Genomic DNA, 21115 nt, shown 5'->3' on the forward strand with positions numbered 1-21115 from the left:
CAACATACCCATCGAGTTCATGTGATTGGTACCAAACAGATAGTTTCCGCGCAGCCGAAGGCCCTCCTCATGACCATCGCCGAAGAGTGAGTGGAGGATGCGTTGCAAGCTTCTTTTTACGTAAAGAGCAATGCGCGTCTGCGCGCTGGTCCTTCACACACGCTGTCACGAGCGTGACGATTTGATGCCGTCAGCTCAGTTGAAAAGGCGCCGGGTCTATCGGTGGGCTTTCGCCCGTCATCTGGGAGACCAGCAGTTTCGCGCTGCCCAGGGCCAAGGTGAATCCCAGGGCTCCCTGCCCCACGTTGAGCCACAGATTGCGCATACCCTCCGCCAGGCCAATCATTGGCTTGCTGTGGGTTGTACTGGGGCGCAAACCGGCCCAGGCTTTCGCCCTGCTGAGGTCCAGATCTGGGAACGTTTCTACAATCTGCTGTTTGAGAAGGTCGATACGTGCGGGATCGATCTCCGCCCGCGTCACCCCCATATCGACCATCGCCGCAATGCGTAAATGGTCGCCGAGGGGCGCGTATACAATTTTGCGCGCTGCATCGGTGACGCTTAACCGCGGTGTCTGGCAGTCTGCGCCCATCGGTACGCTCAGGCTGTAACCGCGTAACGCGTAGAGCGGTAGGTTGATCCCCAGCGGCCTGAGCAGTGGCACGCTGGACATCCCCGCCGCGACCACCACCGTATCAGCGGGGATGTCCCCCTGATCGGTGCGAACCGCGATTACCTGTTGCCCCTCGCTTACCAGCGCACGCACCTCGCGCCCCAACGCCATTTGCACGTTGGGTAGGCCCGTCAGCAGGCCCTGCAAGGCTTGGCAGAAGCGATGGCAGTCGCCGGTGGCTTCGCCAGGTGTGTAAATCCCCCCGGCCAACTGCCCACCCACAGATTGCAGCGATGGTTCCAGATCAACACAGCCCGCGCTGTCCATAATCTGCTGATCAGCCCCCAGTTCGCACTGCCATTCCACCATCGGCGCAGCCGCGGACAGTGCGGCTGCGCTGCGGTACACCACCAGCTTGCCGGTGCGAATCAGGTCGAAGTCCAACGGGTGAACCGCCAGCAATTCGTCGAGCGCATCGCGGCTCAGGTACGACAGGCTGAGCATTTCACCGATGGTGCGCCGGACCTGAGCGTCGTTGCAGGCGCGCAAAAACCCCAGGCACCAGCGCCACTGCTGCAGATCCAGGCGCGGCTTGAAACGTAGCGGCGAGTCAGCGCGCAGGAGCCACTGCGGCAACTTACCGATGACACCAGGATCGGCCAGCGGCGCGACATAGCTGTAGCTCAACTGGCCACCGTTGGCGAAGCTGGTTTCCTGCGCAACGTCGGTGTGACGATCCACCAATGTGACTTGCATGCCCTGTTGCGCCAGATACCAGGCACTGGCCAAACCCACGACCCCTGCTCCTATCACCACTACCTGCACAAGCTTGCCCTCTTCTGATACGTAATGCGGTGCGGCCTTAGCACGAAGTTATGGCCGGCATCCATATTGGTCATGGCCTTGCACGATGGGCTTGGTTAGCGTCGCCGATCTTTTCCACATCAGGAGTTGCCATGAGCATCCAGAGAATCTCCGTGAATCCGCGCCTCAGCGGAGTCGTCGTTCATAACGGTCTGGCCTGGTTGTCAGGGCAGGTACCCGATGACCGCAGCCAGGACTGCGCGGGACAGACGCGCCAAATCTTGGCCAAGATCGATGCCCTACTCGCCCAGTCCGGCAGCGACAAATCCAAGCTGTTGAGCGCGCAAATCTGGCTCAAGGACATAGGTTCCGACTTCGCGGCTATGAACGAAGTCTGGAGCCAGTGGCTCCCGGAAGGCACGGCACCTGCACGTGCCACGATCCAGGCGGACCTGGCCTCGCCGGACGTGCTGGTCGAGATCATGCTGACCGCCGCCATCGACGCCTAACCCCCTACCGCGGCAGGCTGGCGCTTGAGTAAGCGCCCCTGACGTTGCTGCACGTTGCCGTCTTCATAGCTGACTACACCGTTGACCACCACCAGATCGATGCCTGGCGCCTGACGGCATGGATCCCTGTACGTGGCAACGTCTTCTATACGAGCCATGTCCACCAGGACCAAGTCAGCGAAAGCGCCTTCGCGCAGTACGCCGCGGTCCTGCAACCGGAAGCGCGAAGCGGAAAGACCGGTCATTTTGCGGACAGCCTCGGCGAGGTCGAACAGCTTCAGCTCACGGCAGTAGTGCGCCAATACCCGAGGAAAGGTACCCCACAGTCGTGGATGAGGATTCGGGTCATTTGGCAGGCCGTCCGAACCCACCATCGATAAGGGATGAGCAAGGATCTTGCGCACGTCGTCCTCGCTCATCATGTGGTAGATGGCGCCCGCAGGTCGGAGTCGCTCGGTCGCTTCCCACTGCGACACGCCCCACTGAGCGGCGATTTCCTTGAGCGTCTGTTTGGCCATTTCCGGGTGCGGGTCGGACCAGGTGATGTAAATCTCCATTTGCCCGTCGACACGCCAGGCGTCCAAGGTGGTCGAGCTGGCTGAATACGGATAGCAATCGCAATTGCAGGTCTGTTCGCTGGCGGCCTTTTCCAACGCGGTGAGGGCCAGAGGCGCACGCCCCCAATTCCCGGCGCCTGCACATTTGAGGTGCGAGATCACCAGATCCGCACCGGCATTGCGGGCGGTGCTGAACGACTCTTGCAATGAATCCAGCAACCCGTCGTGTTCGTTGCGCATATGGGTGGTGTACAACGCACCGTGTTTACCAACAATGTCCACCAGACGCTGAACTTCGGCCAGCGGCGCCTGCTTCGCGTTGGTGTAGGCCAATCCGGTACTCAGGCCGATGGCGCCGGCACGCAATGCGTTATCCAATGCCTCGCACATGGCCTCCAGCTCGCCTTCAGCCGCAGGGCGATCGAACTGCGTCATGACATTGGCACGCAACGCCGTATGCCCGATCAAGGCCGCCACGTTGACGCTCGGCACCGCTTGCTCCACGGCCTGGACATAGGCATCGAAGGTCGGATAAACGAAAGCGTCTTGCGCCCCAAGCAGGTTCATAGGATCGGGCGGCACACCCGGCAGTGATACGGGCGAGGCGCTGATGCCACAATTGCCGACGATTACAGTGGTCACCCCCTGGGAAAGCTTGGCCAGCATCTCGGGTGCACCAATGACATTGGTGTCATCGTGGGTGTGCACGTCGATGAATCCCGGCATCAGGCAGCGGCCTTGGCCCTCGATGACCCGCTGCGCCTCATGCCTGGTGAGATCGCCAATAGCGACGATGCGATCGCCCCGAGTCGCCACGTCGGCGCTGTAGGGCTCAGCACCAGTGCCATCAACCACGGTGACGCCACGAAACAGCAAGTCGAAAGTCATGCAGGGGTCCTCTGTCCAGTCGCGAAATCCCAACCCTTCCCGGAAACCGCATCCATCAACTGCCGTGTGTAGGGTTCACGGGGCGCGGCCAGCACTTGCGCCGCCGGGCCGTACTCGATGACTTGACCGCGTTGCATCACCAGCACGTCGTCGCACAACTGCGCCGCTACCCGCAGGTCATGGGTGATGAACAGAATGGCCACACCCAGGCGCTGCTGAATGTCGTCCAACAGTTGCAGCACTTGCGCTTGCACTGACACGTCCAGCGCCGATACGGCCTCATCGGCGACGATCACGTCCGGCTCCATGGCCAGCGCCCGGGCAATAGCGATACGCTGGCGTTGCCCTCCGGAAAACTGATGCGGATAACGCTCGATGGCATCCGGTGGCAAACCAACCAGTTCAAGTAGTTGCTGACCACGCGCCCAGGCCCGGTCAACAGGCACGCCATGGTTCATCGGGCCTTCAACCAGACTTCTGCCAATGGTGATGCGTGGGTTCAGCGACCGGTTAGGATCCTGAAAAATCATCTGAATGCGTTTGCGATGAGGCTTGAGGCTCGCGGCCGACAGCTCGGAGATCTCCTTGCCCGTGACCCTGATCGCACCGTGGGATGGATTCAGCAGACGCATCACGCAGCGGGCGACAGTGGACTTACCTGAGCCGCTTTCACCCACGATGCCCAGCGTACGCCCGCGGCTGAGCGTGAACGACACGTCATGCACCGCCCGCGTGCCTTCGCGCGTCTTGCCGAACCAACGCCAGCCACCGCCAGCCGTTGGATAGACTTTGCCCAATTCACTGACATCGAGTACCACTTGCGCCCGCTGAGGCGCTTGACGCGCAGCGCGGGGCGCGAGGCTGGGCACGGCAGCCAGCAAGGCTTTGGTGTATGCCTCGCGAGGCCGGGACAGGACCTCTCCGACCGCACCTGTTTCGACCATCCGCCCTTGGCGCATCACGCAGACCCGGTCGGCAATGTCCACGACCACGCCCATGTCATGCGTAATGAACAATACGGCCGTACCGTGTTTCTGCTGCAACTCGCGAATCAATTTGAGTATCTGCTGCTGCGTGGTGACGTCCAACGCAGTGGTCGGTTCGTCGGCGATCAGCAGGCGCGGTTCAAGGACCAGCGCCATGGCAATCATGATGCGCTGACGCTGGCCGCCACTTAGCTGGTGTGGATAGGCGTCATGGATGCGCTCGATGTCCGGTAGGTGGACCTGCGCCAGTGCGTTCATCACCTGGGCCCGTCGCTGCGCGGCTCCCAAATCGGTATGTGTCTGCAACACCTCTTCGATCTGGCGCCCCACGCTGATTACCGGATTGAGGGCCGTCATAGGCTCCTGGAATATCATGGCCATGCGACTGCCGCGCAGAGCCTTGAGACGAGCATTGCTGACCTGCAACACATCCTCGTCGTCAAGCAGAACCCGGCCACTGGTTGCCTGCAACGCACCCTTGGGTAGCAAGCCTAGAGCGGCCAGCGAGGTCACGGACTTGCCTGAGCCGCTCTCGCCCACCAGACACACCGTCTCTCCCGCGCGGATGTCAAAGCTGATGTCCTGTAGGATCGGTCGGCCTTCGGCGGTGTTCACGCACAGCTGCTCGACTCGCAGAATGGCATTCGACTGGTCGGTCATGCGGCGTCCCTTTTTTTCATGCGTGGGTCCAGCGCGTCGCGCACGGCATCACCCAGCAGATTGATCGAGAGAATGCACAGCGACAGCGCAAGCCCCGCCCACAGCACCAGCGATGGTTTGAGCTGAAAGTACACCCTCCCTTCGGAAATGATGTTGCCCCAGGTTGGGATTTCGGTGCCGATGCCTGCGCCGAGGAACGACAGAATCGCCTCGGTCAGGATTGCCGAGGCACAGATGTACGTGCCCTGTACGATCAGCGGCGCCAAGGTATTGGGCATCAGGTGACGGGTGAGAATCTTCAAGGTCGGCGTGCCCATCAACACGGCTGCTTCGACGTAAGGTTCTTCACGGGTTGACAGCACCCGCGAGCGCACCAGCCGCACCACCTGAGGGATTTCCGGCACCATGATCGCGATCATCACGGTCCAGATCCCGGCACTGCTTAAAGAGACGATCGCAATCGCGAGCAAGATGCCCGGGATCGCCATCAGGCCATCCATGACCCGCATCAGCAGCGCGTCGAGTCGTTGGAAGTAACCCGCCAACAGTCCCAGCGGTAGACCGATCAGAATGCTGAGCACCGTGACGCCAATACCGACGGTGAGCGAGATGCGCGCCCCATAAACGATTCGTGAAAACAGGTCGCGCCCATAGGCGTCAGTGCCCAGCCAGAATTCGGCACTTGGCGGCTTGAGGCGAAATGCCGGCGACAACGCCACCGGGTCGTGGTTGGCGATCCAAGGGGCAAATATCGCCATGCCCACGATCGCCATCAGCACCAGCAACGCCAACGCCGAGGTGAAGGGCACGCCGTTCAGCCTGACGAATCGACGGCGTGATGCAGGCAGGCTCAAAGAAACGGGTTTGCTCATGGCCTTGCCTCAGTAGCGAATGCGTGGATCACTGATCGCGTACGACAGGTCGATCAGCAGATTGATGACGACATACACACCGCTGGTCAGCAGGATCATGCCCTGGATCACCGGGTAGTCGCGGGCGAGCACGGCGTCCACGATCAGCCGCCCGAGCCCCGGAATGTTGAACACGCTTTCGGTGACCACGACCCCGGAAATCATCAGCGCGAATCCGGTGCCGATGACCGTGAGGATCGGGATCATGGCGTTGCGCAGCGCATGCCGAAACAACACATGCCCTTCGGCCAGACCCTTGGCGCGCGCCGTGCGGATGTAATCCTCACCCAACACTTCGAGCATGCTGGCGCGGGTCATGCGCGCCACCAGCGCCACGTACACCGACGACAGGGTGAGCGCCGGCAAGACGATGCGCTGGGTAAACGGCCCGATGCCCTCGGTGATGCTGCGAAAGCCCTGCACCGGCAACCACCGCAACTCCAGGGCAAACACGGTGATCAGCACGTAACCGATCACGAACACTGGAATTGAAAAGCCCAACACGGAGGTCGACATCACCAGGTTGTCGATCCAGCTGCCGTGTTTCCAGGCCGCCAGTACACCCAGCGGTACCGAGATCAGAATGGTGAACAGAATGGCCACCAGTGCCAAGCTCAAGGTCGGCTCCACGCGCTGGGCAATCATGCTCAGTACCGGAGTGTGGGCCATCAGCGAGATGCTGAAATCACCGTGCAGCAGTTGCCAGATCCACACGAAGAACTGCCGGTAGAGGGGCTGGTTCAGCCCCAGGCTTTCACGGATCGCCGCCAGTTGTTCAGGACTTGCCATGTCCCCAGCGATGATCGCCGCGGGGTCGCCGGGCGACAGGCGAAGCAGGAGGAACACGAACAGTGCGACCACCAGCATCACCGGAACCGCCGCCAGTACTCGGCGCAGGAAATAACTCAACATCGAAGCCTCCGAAGGCAAGAATCAAGTCGCGGCGATCAGTCGGCTTTTTCGACGTTCCAGAACACCGTGGACGGGCCGGTCATCAAATGAGTGATATGGCTGTTCCAGGCGGCGACGTCGAAGTACTGACCCAGCGGGATGTAGGCGACCTGGTCCATGGCGCGTTTCTGAATCTGCACGGCAATGGCCTTCTGCTGCGCGGACACAGTGGCGGTGGCAAAATCCACCCGCAACTGGTTCATTTCGGGATCGGTTGGCCAGCCGAACCAGGCGCCTTTCTGTCCGCTGCCATCAAGCATCGGGTTGACGACCGGGTTCCAGATGGTTTCAGCGTTCCAATAGGTGAAGAACAGGTTCCAGCCGCCTTGGGATGGCGGGTTCTGGTTGGCGCGGCGCGACACGAGGGTTTGCCAATCCATTGGTTGCAGGTCGACGTTAAAGCCCGCCTTGCGCAAGGCCTGGGCAGCGACCACAGGCTGGGGGGCCTGGCTCGGCACGTCGGTCGGCTGCAGGATGACTACCGGGGTGCCGTCGTAACCGGCTTTTTTCAGCAGCGCTTTCGCCGCTTCCAGATTGCCGCCGCTGGTCAGCGATTCACCGCCTGCGTCACTCTCCAGCGTCGTGCCGCAGCCGAACACGGATGCACAAAGCTTATAGAACTCCGGGTTGCCGACCAGCGCTTCGAGCACGTCCTTCTGGTTCATCGCCAGTAACGCTGCGCGGCGAATATCCGGGTTGTTGAACGGTGGGTAGAGGAAGTTGAAGCGGCCGCCGGTCATGGAGCCCAGTTTGCTCAGGACACCCGATTTCAAGTGGTCGTCAGCTTGGACCATTGGCAGCAAGTCAATCGGCAATTGCTCAATAAAATCGATGTCACCCGACGACAGCGCGTTGATCGCGGTCATGCGGTCCGGCATGTTGATCCACTCCACGCGGTCGACCTTGACCACCTTGCCGCCTGCCGTGCCGCTGGCCGGCTCTTTGCGCGGTACGTACTGCTTGAATTTCTCGTAGACGACCCGATTGCCTGGGTCGAACTCTTTGGCGACGAACACGTAAGGGCCCGAGCCGGTATAATCCGTGATGGTTTTGCCATCAGGGGTGTTGGCAACACGCTCAGGCATCATGAAAGCTGCTACCGAGGACGGTTTGGCCAGCAGCTGCAGTACATAGCCAAAAGGCTTGGCCAGGGTCAGGGTGATGGTTTTCTCGTTGGTGGCGACGATGCTGGCGGTGTACTTCATCATCAACTGGCCGCCTATGTCGAAGTGCGCCCAGCGCTTGAGCGACGCAACGCAGTCGGCGGCCGTAACCGGTTTGCCGTCATGCCACAGCAGGCCGTCACGCAGGTTGAAGGTATACGTCAACCCGTCCGGCGACACCGTCCAGTCCGCCATTTGCGGCTGCGGAACGAAGTGCTCGTCCATGCCGATCAGGGTGTCGTAGATCATGTAAGCGTGATTGCGGGTGATCTGGGCCGTTGTGGCGATAGGGTCAAGCACACGAAGCGATGACGACATCACGGCGTGCAGGGTCTTTTCAGCCGCCAGGGTGAACGGTGCATGCAGCGCGGCCGCCAAGCCAACAGGCATCAACAGGCGGGCGATCACAGCGCGGGACAGGCGTAATTTCATGCTCCAACACTCCTTACAGTGGGCTACGTTCGGTGTCGGCAGTTTTCCTTGTGTGCGAAATAGCTGTAACAAACCCGACGCCTCTGCGGGCGTCTGAGTAGTGAAGTGTCGCGGTTACACCATCACTGCCATGGCGTGATCGATGTACAACTGGCGCAAACGCTGGGTCAGCTTGCCAGGCTTGCCATCACCGACGAGTTGCCCGTCGACGCTCACTACCGGGTAAACAAATGAGGTGGATGAAGTGATGAAGGCTTCCGCCGCCGCGGCCGCTTCTTCAAGGGTGTAGGCACGCTCTTCAAGGCGCAGATCGTGCTCCCTGACCAGTTCGATCAAGGCGCCACGGGTGATGCCGGGCAACAAAGCGCGAGATAGTTCACGCGTCACTACGGCGCCATCGTGGGTAATGATGAACGCGTTATTGGAGGTGCCTTCCGTCACCCACCCGTCTTTCACGAGCCAGGCATCGTCAGCACCTTTTGCCTTCGCTTGTTCTTTGGCCATGCAGGCATAGAGCAGCTGGGTCGTTTTGATATCGCTGCGGCCCCAGCGCAAGTCAGGCAAACCAATGATGTTCATGCCGCGTTTGGCCAGCGGACTGTCCAGCACTACCTTGGCCTGGGTGTAAAGCACCACGGTCAACGCGCTGCCTGCGGGCGGGTACAGAAAGTTGCGATCCTCGACGCCGCGAGTGACCTGCATGTACACCAGCCCCTCGGCCAGCTCATTACGGGCGATCAATTCGCGATGGATCGCCAGTAACTGGACAGCGTCAAGCGGCAAGTCCAGCGCCATCTCCCGCAACGACCGCGACAGGCGCGCCAGGTGCAAATCGAAATCTACCAGCTTGCCTTGCAGCACTGCTGTCACTTCATAGATGCCATCAGCGAACATGAAGCCGCGGTCGAAAATGGAGATGTTAGCTTCGTTTTCAGGTACGAAGGCGCCGTTGAGATACACGCTGCGCATGGGTCGTTCCTCCGATCAATAAACAGCTCAGGGACGCTGAACGCCGGTCTGGCTGGTGATGATGCCGTAATGCTCAATGCGCCGATGACGGGCGAAGTCGAAGATGGTCGTCTTGCCGAAGTTGCACAGGTCCATGTCGCAGGCATGCACGATCAACTCATCGCCCTGCCCTTGAGCCTTAGCAACCACGAAGCCGTTCGGGTCGACGATCACGCTGCCGCCCATCAACGGGTAACCGTCCTCGACACCGGCCTTGGCTACGCCCACGACCCAGGTCGCATTCTGGTAGGCGCCGGACTGCATGCACAGTTGCGAATGGAACAGGCGCTGCTCTTCACCTTCGGCCTGGCGCTGGGAATTAATGGAAGGCGTGTTGTAGCCCAACAGCACCAGTTCGACGCCTTGCAGGCCCATGACACGGTAAGTTTCCGGCCAGCGACGATCGTTACAGATGCACATGCCCATGACCGTGCCATGGGTTTCCCAGGTCTGGAAGCCCAGATCACCGGGTTCGAAATAGCGCTTTTCTAGATGCTGGAAATCACGCTCGGTGTCGAATTCCACATGCCCTGGCAAATGCACCTTGCGGTATTTGCCAACGATGTTGCCTTCGCGGTCGGTGAGGATCGAGGTATTGAAATGGCGACCTTCGGGGGTCAGCTCGGCGTAACCGAAAGAGATCGCTATCCCATGCTCACGGGAGAAGTCGAACAGCGGTTGGGTGACAGCGCTGGGCATCTCGGATTCGAACCAGGCGTCAACCTCCACTTGATCTTCCATGTACCAGCGAGGAAAGAACGTTGTCAGCGCCAATTCAGGAAAGACCACCAGTCCACAGCCCTGTTGGCGAGCCTGTTCCAGCAGCACCAACATGCGCTGTACCACACTGGCCCGGGATTCGTTTTTCTGGATAGCCCCTAACTGGGCGCCGCCAATAACAATTTCGCGCATGCTGCCATTCCTCCACGAGACCGGCTCGATGCCGGTTGATCTTTTCCACTGCGTGGAGACCATTGTGTGAGGGGCAAAGCGGGTTGTCGCATGCCAATACATCGACAGTGATTAACCAGTTGTTAACCAGTCCCGAACAGTTCCAGACCGCTGTCAGCGAGTGTGCGCCGCAGATGCTCGACAAACCCCTGGGCGAACTGCGCCAGCGGCTCTCGGCGTAGATGAACCAAACTGACGGTCAGTCTTTCGTCAGTCAAAAGCGGTAGCACCGCCATGCGTTCGCTGCCCGATGCACGCCAGGAAACTTCGTCAACAACCGAAAACCCAGCGCCGTTCTTAACCAATGCACAGGCATGATGGGGGGAATCCACGTCGATGTCCGGCCAATAGGGCAAGCCTTGGCGTTCAAACGCCGGTTTCACGAAACTGAAAAACGGTGTATCGGCGGGATATCCAATGAATGGCGACTCGGCCAGCACCTGACGTAGCTCATCCGCCGGCACCCGGGTCAACGGATGATCGGCCGGACACACCACCAGCACTCGAATGTCGCTGAGCGGCACGGCGCGCAGGTTGGGGTGGTCGATGGGAAACAGCGAAATGCCGAAATCCGCCTGCTGATCCAGCAGCCGGTCACGCAGCGAGACGTGTCGCAGGCACTCAAGGCTCACCCGGATGTCGGCGTTTTCACGGCGGTAGCTGGCGATGGCATCCGGCACGAATTGGTGACCAAGGCTCGGACTGCTGACAATGCGCAATACGCCATGGCGTTGCTGCACTAGGTCGTGCAAGGTGGTGTTGACCCGCTGAATGTCGCGATAAACCGACTCAACGTCAGCAAACAAGCGTCGCGCTTCTGGCGACGGATACAGCCGCCCTTTCACTCGCTCGAACAGTTGAAATCCGATACGTGCCTCGGTATGAGACAGCATGCGACTGACAGCAGGCTGCGACACCAGCAACAGCTGCGCTGCCCCATTGATGGAGCCAGTGATCATTACCGCACGGAACACTTCGATCTGGCGTAGATTTAGCGACTGCATGAAAGCTACCTCGCTGACCTCTTCGGCATCCTGCGGAAGGGTCAGTGCTTAACAAGTTGTTATAGCTTTATAGCAATTAGTATGCCAATTTAGTAAATCGTAAGAAATTTACGCTGACAGTCTGCAAAAGACTCGGCAATATTGCGCCCAATTTTTCTTGAGGCCCTTGCCGTGTCCGTTCCTCAAACGATCTTGCCTGTCTTTCTTTTGATCATCCTCGGGTACGTGTTAGCTAGACGCAACGCGCTTGATAGCAACACCACCAAGACGCTGGGCAACCTTGCCTTCAAGCTGTTCATGCCCATGGTGTTGTTCACCGGCATGCTCACCGCACCGCTTCACGACGGCCTGGCCATGAACATCCTGGTGGCGTACTTCGTACCGACGCTCATCGTGTTCAGCATCGTGAACTTGGTCGCCCATGCCTTTCTTAAACACCCAAGCCCATTCGGGCTAACCGCCGCCTTTGGTAATAACGCACTGATCGGCATTCCCATGGTCGCCGGTGTGTTCGGCAATGGTGCGTTGGTGCTGGTATTCACCGTACTGGCCGTCCACAGCCTTCTGCTGTTCAGCTTCCAGAGCCTCTATAACACCGTCGCCGGGAGTGAACCGTTCAAAGCGTCGACGTTGATCGCTAGCCTGGCCAACCCGATGATCGTTGGCCTGCTGCTGGGCGTGACGGTCAATCTGACCAATCTGAGCTTGCCAGGCTGGGGGCTGCAACTGACACACTGGCTCGCCCAGGCCGCGCTGCCCTGTGCGCTGATCGTGCTAGGAGCCAACCTCTCGGGTTATCGCCTACGCCCTGACCTTTACGCAACCGGTATAACGGCTGCGAAACTGTTTCTCCTACCATTGCTGGTATTGCTGTCCTGCATTGCCATGGGGATCGACGGCATACCGCGCGGCGTATTGGTGTTGATGGCCGCCAACCCCAGCGGGGTCAACGTTCTGGGCTTCGCCCGCTCATTGGAAGACAGCCGCAAGGCCAGTTCGGCCATTTGCCTTTCGACTCTCCTATCAGCGTTGACTTTGCCGTTGTGGATGTGGATCAACGCCTGCGTCTAAGCCTTACACCAGCCGATCCTGCGGCTCGCCACCCGCCAGCACATGCACCACCCCTTGCGTAACGGCGGTGGCCATGCGGATCAACGACTGCTCTGTGGACGCACCGGTGTGCGGTGTCAACAGCACATTAGGCATGTGTAATAACGGATAATCAGCAGGCATGCTGTCGAAGGCGTAAACGTCGAGTCCGGCCCCCGCGATCCGGCCCGATTGAAGCACCTCAATCAACGCAGCTTCATCCACCAGCGGCGCACGCCCGGTATTGATCAAAAGCCCCGAAGGTTTCATTTGTTGCAGTTGTTCGGCGCCAATGATGTGGTACGTCTGTGGCACCGAAGGCAAATGAAGCGAGACGATATCGCTACTTCCCAACAGTGTCTCAAGGCTCTGCGCGCGCTTCATGCCTAATGCATTCAATTGCGTTTCGGTGGTGCTACGGGCCAAGACTTGCACCTGCATACCTAGCGCCAGCGCTAGCGCCCCGGTTGCCCTGCCGATCGCACCAAAGCCGACTAGCCCCAGCATCTGTCCGTGCAACTCGCGCAAATTCGCCCTAAAACGGAACGCCATGTCGCCCACTTTTGCAGCAGTGTAACTAGGCACCAGCTGCTTGTTCAGTGCCAACATCAGTGTTATCGCGTGCTCAGCAACCGAACGAGCGTTGCGGCCAGGCGTATTAAACACTCGCACGTTTAAATCCCGGGCGGCATCGAGGTCGATATTGTCGAAACCCGCACCATGCACCCCAATGACGCGCAGTTTTTTGAATCGCTCCATTTCAGGGCGACCGAATAGTGTGCTGCGGAAGATACCCGCCACCACCTTATCCGGCTCCGCCCGTTGACAGGCTTGTTCGCCAATCAGTACCTCCAGGCCAGCCGCGTGCAGGACCTCGATTCCTGAGGCATGAATAGGTTGGGGCATCAAGCACTGGTTCATGGCTTTCTCACTGGTTTTAGAGGGAAGGAAGACAATGGCATTCACATTGCATTCCAATGGTATACCCGAAATCTACCAGGATTGATCGTGCGCTGCGATCTATTCCAGCCAGAGAGAGAAAAATGTCGCAATTACCGACCACCGTTCATCCGCAGCACATTTTGCAGGCCACGCGCGGCGTCGCTGTCAAAGTTTGCAAAGGCGAAGCCATTTCCATCATCAACCTGCACGGAAACCAAGTGGTCGATGCCTGGGCCGTTAACCTGAACGACAGCGGCGAATACAGCGCGCTGGAGCACACACGCTCGATCAACAGCAACATCTTCTTCGAAACTGGCATGACCTTAGTCAGCACCCTGCGTCGAGCGATGCTCACACTGATAGAAGACAGCTCCCCGGGTCGTCACGACACCCTGCTCTGCCCGTGCAATAGCGCGATCTACCAAGAGTTAGGCTGCACCGAGTACCACCGCAATTGCACCGATAACTTTCACGAAGCACTGGCCGAGCAAGGCATGAGGTGCGCCTGCACACCCGCCTCGCTGAATCTGTTCATGAACGTTCCGGTGGCTCAGGACGGCAGCGTTCAGCGTGTACCTCCGCGGTCGCACGCTGGAGACCGCGTGACCCTACGCGCCGAAATGGACCTAATGGTCGTGCTCTCGGCTTGTCCGCAGGACATCACCCCGATCAATGGTGTTGGCCGCCAGCCCAGCGATATCTCTTGGTGCGTCCACTCCCTCGCCGCTCAGGAATAACCGTATGAATCCGACCGGAAAACCGATGCTGCGGATCAAGGAACTGAGCAAAAGCTATGGTGACCTGCACGTCCTCAAAGATGTGGCGCTCGATGTTTTTCCCGGTGAAGTGGTGTCGATCATCGGCGCCAGTGGCTCCGGAAAAAGCACGTTTCTACGCTGCCTGAACGTCATGGAAATGCCCCAGGCGGGGTTTATGGAGTTTGAAGATTTTTCCTTCGACTTCCGTGAAGGCGCACGGGCGCAGCCGACCCCTGAACAGCTACGGGCATTGCGTGCACAAATCGGAATGGTGTTCCAGAGCTATAACCTGTGGCCGCACAAGACCGTGCTGCAAAATGTCATCGAGGCGCCCATTCGCGTGCTGAAAATGCCTAAGGCACAGGCCGTTGAAGAAGGCGAGGCACTGCTGACCAAAGTAGGGCTATTCGACAAACGCCATCAGTATCCTGGCAAGTTGTCCGGCGGCCAGCAACAACGGGTGGCGATTGCCCGCGCGCTGGCGATGAAGCCCAAGGTAATGCTGTTCGACGAAGCGACGTCGGCGCTGGACCCGGAACTTGTCGGAGAGGTACTCGCCTTGATCGCGTCGCTCGCCGCTGATGGTATGACCATGTTGCTGGTGACCCACGAAATCGCGTTCGCCCGCGATGTCTCGACCCGCGTGTTGTATTTCGATCAAGGTCGCATTGCCGAAGAGGGACTGCCCGAGGAAGTGCTGCGCCAACCGAAAAACGAGCGGTTGCGCCATTTTCTCAAACGCATCCTTCATGAAGACATCAAGCCCTCGGCCGCGGAGAAACCGCAATGAGTCAGTTGTACAGCGACATCGTTCTTTATGGGCCAGGCTTCTTGGAAGCAGCCTGGCTTGTATTGATGATCACCGTATCTACCATTGCCCTTAGCTGGGTGTTCGGCTTGCTGGCCGTGCTAGGCAAACGCTCGAACATTGCGGCGTTGCGCGGCATCGCTAGCTTTTACATATGGTTCATCCGCGGCACCCCTGCATTGATTCAAGTCTTCATCATCTACTACGGAATGCCGCAAGTAGGTATCAACCCGTCGCCGTTTCTGGCCGGGGTCATTGCGCTGGGCTTGAACAGCGGCGCCTATGTGGCTGAGATCATCCGCTCCGGTTTGCTGGCCATTCCTAAAGGGCAATTCGAGTCATCGCAAGCGCTGGGCATGAGCCACCCGGAGACTATGGCCCGCATCGTCCTGCCACAGGTGTTCCGCATCATCCTGCCGCCGTTGACCAACGAGGCTATCGCGGCGCTGAAAAACACGTCGCTGCTGTCCACCATCACCGTGGTTGATTTAACGCTGTACGCACAGACGATCATCTCGATGACCTTCCGTCCGTTCCAGTTCTTCATCGCTACCGCCTTAATCTACCTGGTACTGACCACGCTGCTTACCCAACTGTCGTCCTGGCTGGAGCGTCGCCAGATTCGCCTGAGCTGATGTGTCCATTTCCCTTTATTAATGTGCAAACGAGTGATCGCCGATGAACATCAAACGTCTTTCCCACCTGCTCGCCGCCGTTTTCGTCCTGAATTTCGGAAGCCACGCCCTGGCCGAAGAACTGGAACTGTTGAAGCCCGGACAGCTGAAAGTCGCGACGCTGGGCACCTTCCCGCCCTTCAGCATGCGCAGCCCGAACGGTCAGCTCGATGGCCTGGAAGTGCGCGTCATGAAAGAAATCGCCCGCCGCCTGAACCTGCAATACACGCCGGTCCTGGTGCAATGGGACTCCTTGTTGGTCGCACTTGAAGCCAACCAATTTGACGTCAGCACCTGCGCCATGGACATCACCCCGGCTCGGCAGAAGCAGATCGTGTTTTCCGACGGCTGGATTGAGTCCGGCGCACGCATCCTGACGCCGTTGGATTCGCCGATCAAATCGGCGGCTGACCTTAAGGGCAAGCGCGTCGGCACCCAAGTATCTTCCACCTACGCCGTTCTGGCGCAAGAGCACGGTGCAGAGGTCAAAAGCTACAAATCCGAGTCCGACACTGTGCAGGACCTGGCCAACCACAACGTCGATGCAGTCATCACCGATTCGATCACGGGAGCTTATCTAATAAAACACGTCGGCTTGCCCATTAGCATGACCGACGACTACGTCAGCCACATCCAGAAAGGCTTCGCATTCAAGAAAGGTAAACCTGAACTGGTGGCCGCCGTGAACAGGGCGCTGGCGGACATGAAAGCAGACGGCACCTATGCAAAACTGACCACCGACCTGATCGGCTACGACCCTGTGCCCAAGGATCCGGTCCGCACGCTGAAGCAGTAATTACCGGCCAAGTAGCCCCGCGAACTATCATGCGGGGCGCGACCCGGCGTAACATACGGGCCGTCGTCGGCAACTGCCCCCGCGTACCGTCGCCATCCCGTATTTATGTCTGATACTCCTTGTGTGAAGTGAGATATGGAACCGATCAAATCCACGGCCGAATTCCTTGGCGAACGGGAACAGAATCTCAGCGCCAAGGCTTACGACGCGATGCTGCAGATGCTGATTAGTCGCGAACTACCGCCCAATACGGTCTTGCAGGAGCGTCGGCTGGCGGAGTTGCTGAACATCTCTCGCACCCCTGTACGCGATGCGTTGACCCGCTTGGAAAACGAAGGGCTCATCAGCCGCACGGCCGGACGCACATTGGTGGTCCGGCAGTTTTCCATCCGCGAACTGATCGAAACGCTCCATGTACGTCGCACGTTGGAAGCCGAGGCCGCGCGCCTTGCGGCGGGTCGAGTACCGGCCACTGAACTCGACGAAATGGAAACCAGCGTGCGCCGACTGCTTGACGCCGAGGTGCCGAATGCTGAAGAAGACTGGATCGTCGACAGCAAACTGCACCAGATGCTGTCCCATTACAGTGGCAACCTGTTGCTCACGCAGTACATCGAAACGCTGCGCTTGAAAACTCGAATGTTCAACCTGAGCGTCGCGCCCGAGCGCTTTGAAAGTGCCCACCAGGAGCACTTAGCCATCGTACAGGCATTAAAAGCCGGCTATCAGGAACACCTGGCAATCATCGAGGCACTGCGTTCGGGGGATGGCGACGCAGCCCAGAAAGCCGCCGCCGCGCACATCGACAGCGTGCGCCAAAGCATTATCAACCGATTCAGCCATTTGTAACCGCTCGCACACCCGCCCAACAAGTCAGCACCGCAGGCAGTGCTGACTCGCCTTCAACCTGCACGGTTGGCCAGCACAGTCGCCAATAACCGCGTGGCATCACAAAAATCCTCACGGCTCATCGCCTCGTCAGGGTTGTGGCTGCCGTTAGCATTACGGATGAACACCATCGCGGTGTCGACCCCCTGCCCTGCGAACACCGCCGCGTCATGCCCTGCACCACTCGGCATGGACCTCGTTTTAACGCCCCATTGGCGGGCTGCCCGGTCCAGTTCTGCGACCAGCTGTGGCGACATCACTCCTGGAGTGCTTTGCGTCCGCTCGCCCAGATCGAATGTCACCCCATGCTGCGTACCGATCTGCGCGATCGTGGCCTGTAAGTTTTGTTCCATAAGCGCCAACGTCGACGTCTTCTCGGAGCGCAGGTCAATACAGAAATCGACCTGCCCGGAAACCTTACTGAAATCTGCTTGCACCGGGTCGGTGGCAAACTGGCCTACCGTCACCGTCAGTTGATGGCCTTCTTGCTCCATGCGCTCCCACAAGTGCTGCAGCGCCATTACTAACTGACTGACCGCCACTACCGCATCACGCCGATGACTGCGTGGTGTGGCGCCGGAGTGTGCGTAGCCGCCCAACGCGCGGGCCTTGCGGTAGCGAAGGCTGCCACAGATGCCGCTGACTATACCGAGCGCGATATCGGCCTCGATCAACACTGGCCCCTGCTCAATATGCACCTCGATAAAGCTGTCAATATTTCTGGGGTTCAGAGCCGCCACTTGCGACGCGATCTGTTCGGGAGCGCCCCCAAGGCGCAACAGGTGCTCGCTCAGGGTTTGCCCATTGTCAGCACGTCGGGCTTGTAGGGCTTCGGCCGGCAACAGACCGAACGCGCCTTTGCTCCCGACATATGACACCGGAAACCAAGCGCTTTCCTCAGCACGAACAGCCATGACCGTTACATCATGTTCAGGCTGATACCCGGCCTTGGCCCAACCGCTAAGCACTGCCAACCCCGCAACCACGCCGGCCGCACCGTCGTAATTACCACCTCGGGGTACCGAGTCAAGGTGGGACCCGGTCATGACTACCTGGGTACGACGTACCCGCCCTGGCAAAGTCATGTAAAGGTTTAAGGCGGCATCGACCGATACTTCCAACCCGGCTTGCAGCGCTTGTTCTCGTAGCAGGTCGTGAGCACGCTGCTCTCCGGAGCCGTAACTGTCCCGCGTAATTCCGACGCCATCGAAGCTCAAGGCGTGCAATGTGAGAAAAAGCGCATCGGCTTGGGCCCAGTCCGGTTCCGGCAGTTGCTTACGCATTTCTGAGCTCATTACAGCAACTCCTTGCAGGCATCGACGATGCGCTGGCAAGCCGTAACCAGTTCGTCGTCACTGACGCTGTAAGACACGCGGAAATACGGCGCAAGGCCGAAAGCTGTACCGGGCACCACTGCCACGCCAGCGCCTTCCAACAGGTAGCGGCACAAATCGACATCGGTTTTGATCAGTTCACCCTCGGGCGTACGTTTATCGATCAGCGCTCCACACTCCACATACAGATAAAACGCCGCAGGTGGACAGGCGACATTCAACAGCGGCTTGGCGTTTTCGAAAATTGCCAACGCCTGATTACGACGTGCACGAAGACGTTCACACCAATGGGCGATGAAGTCCTGAGGACCATTCAGCGCGGCAATGGCGCCAGCCTGACTGATTGAGGACGGATGGTTGGTACTCTGAGACTGCAGCATCTCGATACCTTTGATCAGCCAGGAGGGGCCGCCACCGTACCCCAGACGCCAACCCGTCATCGCGTGGCTTTTAGACACCCCATTGACTGTCAACGTCCGTTCCAGAAAATCCGGCACTGCCTGTGCGAACGACGCGAAGCGACCTTCAAAAACAATCGGCTCGTAAATATCGTCAGACATCACCAGTACCCGGGGATGGTTACGCAACACATCGGCGAGCGCACGCAGCTCCTCGGCGCTGTAAAGCGCGCCCGACGGATTGCCCGGTGAGTTGAGCAACAACCAACGGGTATTTGGAGTCAAGTTAGCGGCCAACGACTTTGGCGTCAGCTTGAAATCATCGCCCCCTTCAGGGGTGACCGGCACCGGACGAGCACCGGTCAACAACACCATTTCTGGATAGGACACCCAATAAGGTGCGACGAACACCACCTCATCTGTAGGCTCCAGTGTCGCCAGCAGCGCATTAAAAATAATCTGCTTCGCACCGGTGGCAGCAATGACCTGATCACCGGAATAGACCAATCCGTTATCCCGCTGGAACTTGCCGATGATCGCCTGCTTAAGCGCAGCGGTACCAGCAACACTCGTGTAACGCGTGTGCCCCTGACGCATGGCATCAATAGCGGCCTGCTGAATATGCTCCGGCGTGTCGAAATCCAGTTCCCCGGTGCTCAGACTGATGACACTCCGACCATGAGCTGCCATACGACGCGCTGCTTCAGCGATCGCGGCGGTTGAGGACGGGCGGACGCGGGATACCACGGAAGAAAGCTGCTTGTGGTCAGAAACGCTGTGCATGGCAATCTCGCTGCAAGAAAATAACAATGGTATACCGTTGGGATACTCATGTCATACAGCGTTTCCTGTCTTCTGACACATGGGGTACGGAGAACCAGTCGAGTACTTGCTTCCCGAATTACGTCCCGCGCCCCCCACAATGTCTCTGGCCATCTCATCCGCGGATACCATGCCGCCACCTGGGGTCGAACGAGCTAGATGGGTTGTGGTTTTTGCACGGACTTAACCCCAGTACGCCCGCCAGTGCAGACGTTTCAAGTTAAATGGCAGCATCTCAACACCGAATACGGCGCCGACCGCTTAGTCCATTAAATGCTGGCGAGGCACGTTCGCGAAAACCCTGCAAAAGAATGCAGCGTAGCGTCAAGACATCGGTCCGACTGATGGTGGCGCTGAAGCAGATGGCCAGATCTCCTACGCCGACGCCGATCACTACGGCCATCGCGGTGTGACACGTAGGCAATCAGCAGGTGCGCGCACCCATGCTGCCGCAGGCGCTCAACCTGGTGTTCAAGTGAGGCGGCCGGATCCCACATCCACGCCGGCGCAAAGCACTCGATCTGCGCCGCGAGCGCAGCGGTCGCAGCGTGCACGTCAGCCAGTACCTGGAACCAGAGCTCTGCCATGATGGCGCCGGCCTGGTGATCGAGCGGGAGCCGAGACAGGCGGTGAGGCAGGGCCAGGGCCTGATCCACGAACCCGGGCAGCCGCCGAACGCCGAAGGTGTGGCGTTCCGTGGGGCGGTGGTGCCGCGCCCGTGCTTCGGCCTCTAGCGCGCGCTGCAGAATGTCCGGCAGCCACGGCAGCGCTGCGGCCATTCCCCAATGCTCGGCAAACTGGCGAGCGCTGAACGTCCCGTTCTTGCCGTTCGGCATCACGAACCAACCACACTCGACCGCTTCGGCTATGAGCTGGACGGGTGTTCGCAGGCAAGGTGGCACCGCGGCCAGCACGTCGCGGTGAGCTGCCGACTGGCGAGCGGCGAGATACCTATGCGCCCAGGGATAGGCCTCCTTGCGCAGGATCGCCTTGCGGTAGTGTTCCAGGGGGAAGGAAGCCCTTTCCTGGCGAGAGGTTCTATTGAATTCATCTTGGCTGCCCGCAGTTGATGCAGCCAGCGTACGGAGAATCGATAGAATGCAAGTTGTCAGCTTTCGACTGTGGTTTCAACCGGTCGACGCAACAGCGTGGTTAAAACACTCGGCGGG

20 protein-coding genes are annotated in these 21115 nt (G+C 59.2%); 7 read left to right on the forward strand and 13 right to left on the reverse strand.

The features are described 5' to 3' along the window. Positions 1-190: 190 nt before the first annotated feature. Positions 191-1438, reverse strand: coding sequence for a D-amino acid dehydrogenase (locus GSQ95_RS14835; protein WP_158892049.1), 1248 nt, complete (start codon positions 1436-1438; stop codon positions 191-193). Between the two features lie 131 nt (positions 1439-1569). On the opposite strand from GSQ95_RS14835, the gene GSQ95_RS14840 reads away from it, so the two are divergent. Further along, a complete protein-coding gene (locus tag GSQ95_RS14840) occupies positions 1570-1926 on the forward strand; it encodes a RidA family protein (protein WP_158892047.1) in 357 nt (118 codons plus the stop codon). On the opposite strand, the gene GSQ95_RS14845 is transcribed toward GSQ95_RS14840, so the two are convergent. From GSQ95_RS14845 to GSQ95_RS14880, 8 genes are all read right to left on the reverse strand, one after another. Further along, the gene (locus tag GSQ95_RS14845) at positions 1923-3371 is read right to left on the reverse strand and encodes an amidohydrolase family protein (RefSeq protein ID WP_158892045.1); all 1449 of its coding nucleotides are present in this window, start codon (positions 3369-3371) and stop codon (positions 1923-1925) included. The genes GSQ95_RS14840 and GSQ95_RS14845 overlap by 4 nt on opposite strands. Next, complete coding sequence (locus GSQ95_RS14850) at positions 3368-5017, reverse strand: ABC transporter ATP-binding protein (RefSeq protein WP_158892043.1); 1650 nt, start codon at positions 5015-5017, stop codon at positions 3368-3370. The genes GSQ95_RS14845 and GSQ95_RS14850 overlap by 4 nt, the downstream gene beginning before the upstream one ends. Then, complete coding sequence (locus tag GSQ95_RS14855) at positions 5014-5889, reverse strand: ABC transporter permease (RefSeq protein ID WP_158892041.1); 876 nt, start codon at positions 5887-5889, stop codon at positions 5014-5016. Before GSQ95_RS14855 ends, GSQ95_RS14850 begins: the two co-directional genes overlap by 4 nt. Positions 5890-5898: 9 nt before the next feature. Further along, positions 5899-6840, reverse strand: a complete 942-nt coding sequence (locus GSQ95_RS14860) for an ABC transporter permease (RefSeq protein ID WP_158892039.1) — start codon at positions 6838-6840, stop codon at positions 5899-5901. Between the two features lie 35 nt (positions 6841-6875). Beyond that, complete coding sequence (locus GSQ95_RS14865) at positions 6876-8474, reverse strand: ABC transporter substrate-binding protein (protein WP_158892037.1); 1599 nt, start codon at positions 8472-8474, stop codon at positions 6876-6878. Positions 8475-8588: 114 nt separating this feature from the next. Beyond that, the gene (locus GSQ95_RS14870; RefSeq protein ID WP_158892035.1) at positions 8589-9443 is read right to left on the reverse strand and encodes a D-amino-acid transaminase; all 855 of its coding nucleotides are present in this window, start codon (positions 9441-9443) and stop codon (positions 8589-8591) included. Positions 9444-9470: 27 nt separating this feature from the next. Then, positions 9471-10394, reverse strand: a complete 924-nt coding sequence (locus GSQ95_RS14875; protein ID WP_158892033.1) for an N-carbamoyl-D-amino-acid hydrolase — start codon at positions 10392-10394, stop codon at positions 9471-9473. Between the two features lie 122 nt (positions 10395-10516). Then, positions 10517-11437 carry a LysR family transcriptional regulator gene (locus GSQ95_RS14880; protein WP_158892031.1) on the reverse strand — a complete coding sequence of 307 codons (921 nt, stop codon included), beginning with the start codon at positions 11435-11437 and terminating at the stop codon, positions 10517-10519. A gap of 171 nt (positions 11438-11608) precedes the next feature. On the opposite strand from GSQ95_RS14880, the gene GSQ95_RS14885 reads away from it, so the two are divergent. Continuing rightward, positions 11609-12508, forward strand: a complete 900-nt coding sequence (locus GSQ95_RS14885; RefSeq protein ID WP_158892029.1) for an AEC family transporter — start codon at positions 11609-11611, stop codon at positions 12506-12508. Between the two features lie 3 nt (positions 12509-12511). On the opposite strand, the gene GSQ95_RS14890 is transcribed toward GSQ95_RS14885, so the two are convergent. Further along, positions 12512-13492, reverse strand: a complete 981-nt coding sequence (locus tag GSQ95_RS14890; protein ID WP_218580211.1) for a 2-hydroxyacid dehydrogenase — start codon at positions 13490-13492, stop codon at positions 12512-12514. A 77-nt stretch (positions 13493-13569) separates the two neighbouring features. Between GSQ95_RS14890 and GSQ95_RS14895 the strand changes: the two genes are divergently transcribed. The 5 genes from GSQ95_RS14895 to GSQ95_RS14915 all read left to right on the forward strand — a co-directional run bounded on the left by GSQ95_RS14895 (position 13570) and on the right by GSQ95_RS14915 (position 17353). After that, on the forward strand, positions 13570-14205 hold the full coding sequence (locus GSQ95_RS14895) for a DUF1989 domain-containing protein (protein WP_158892027.1): 636 nt from the start codon (positions 13570-13572) through the stop codon (positions 14203-14205). 4 nt (positions 14206-14209) lie between these two features. Next, positions 14210-15016 (forward strand): amino acid ABC transporter ATP-binding protein, encoded by an 807-nt coding sequence (locus GSQ95_RS14900; protein WP_305982074.1) that lies wholly within the window; start codon positions 14210-14212, stop codon positions 15014-15016. Further along, a complete protein-coding gene (locus GSQ95_RS14905; protein WP_158892025.1) occupies positions 15013-15669 on the forward strand; it encodes an amino acid ABC transporter permease in 657 nt (218 codons plus the stop codon). The genes GSQ95_RS14900 and GSQ95_RS14905 overlap by 4 nt, the downstream gene beginning before the upstream one ends. Before the next feature lie 43 nt (positions 15670-15712). After that, the gene (locus GSQ95_RS14910) at positions 15713-16504 is read left to right on the forward strand and encodes a transporter substrate-binding domain-containing protein (protein WP_158892023.1); all 792 of its coding nucleotides are present in this window, start codon (positions 15713-15715) and stop codon (positions 16502-16504) included. A gap of 135 nt (positions 16505-16639) precedes the next feature. Further along, entirely contained in the window at positions 16640-17353 is a 714-nt protein-coding gene (locus GSQ95_RS14915) for a GntR family transcriptional regulator (RefSeq protein WP_158892021.1), read from the forward strand. A gap of 53 nt (positions 17354-17406) precedes the next feature. Here GSQ95_RS14915 and GSQ95_RS14920 read toward each other — a convergent pair whose 3' ends face one another. The 3 genes from GSQ95_RS14920 to GSQ95_RS14930 form a co-directional block, all read right to left on the reverse strand. Continuing rightward, complete coding sequence (locus GSQ95_RS14920) at positions 17407-18675, reverse strand: Zn-dependent hydrolase (protein WP_158892019.1); 1269 nt, start codon at positions 18673-18675, stop codon at positions 17407-17409. A gap of 11 nt (positions 18676-18686) precedes the next feature. Next, positions 18687-19907, reverse strand: a complete 1221-nt coding sequence (locus GSQ95_RS14925; protein WP_158892003.1) for a pyridoxal phosphate-dependent aminotransferase — start codon at positions 19905-19907, stop codon at positions 18687-18689. Between the two features lie 308 nt (positions 19908-20215). Further along, positions 20216-20782 (reverse strand): hypothetical protein, encoded by a 567-nt coding sequence (locus tag GSQ95_RS14930; protein ID WP_178118403.1) that lies wholly within the window; start codon positions 20780-20782, stop codon positions 20216-20218. Positions 20783-21115 lie beyond the last annotated feature (333 nt).

The organism is Pseudomonas sp. BAV 4579 (assembly GCF_009765395.1).
Lineage (GTDB): Bacteria > Pseudomonadota > Gammaproteobacteria > Pseudomonadales > Pseudomonadaceae > Chryseomonas > Chryseomonas aestiva.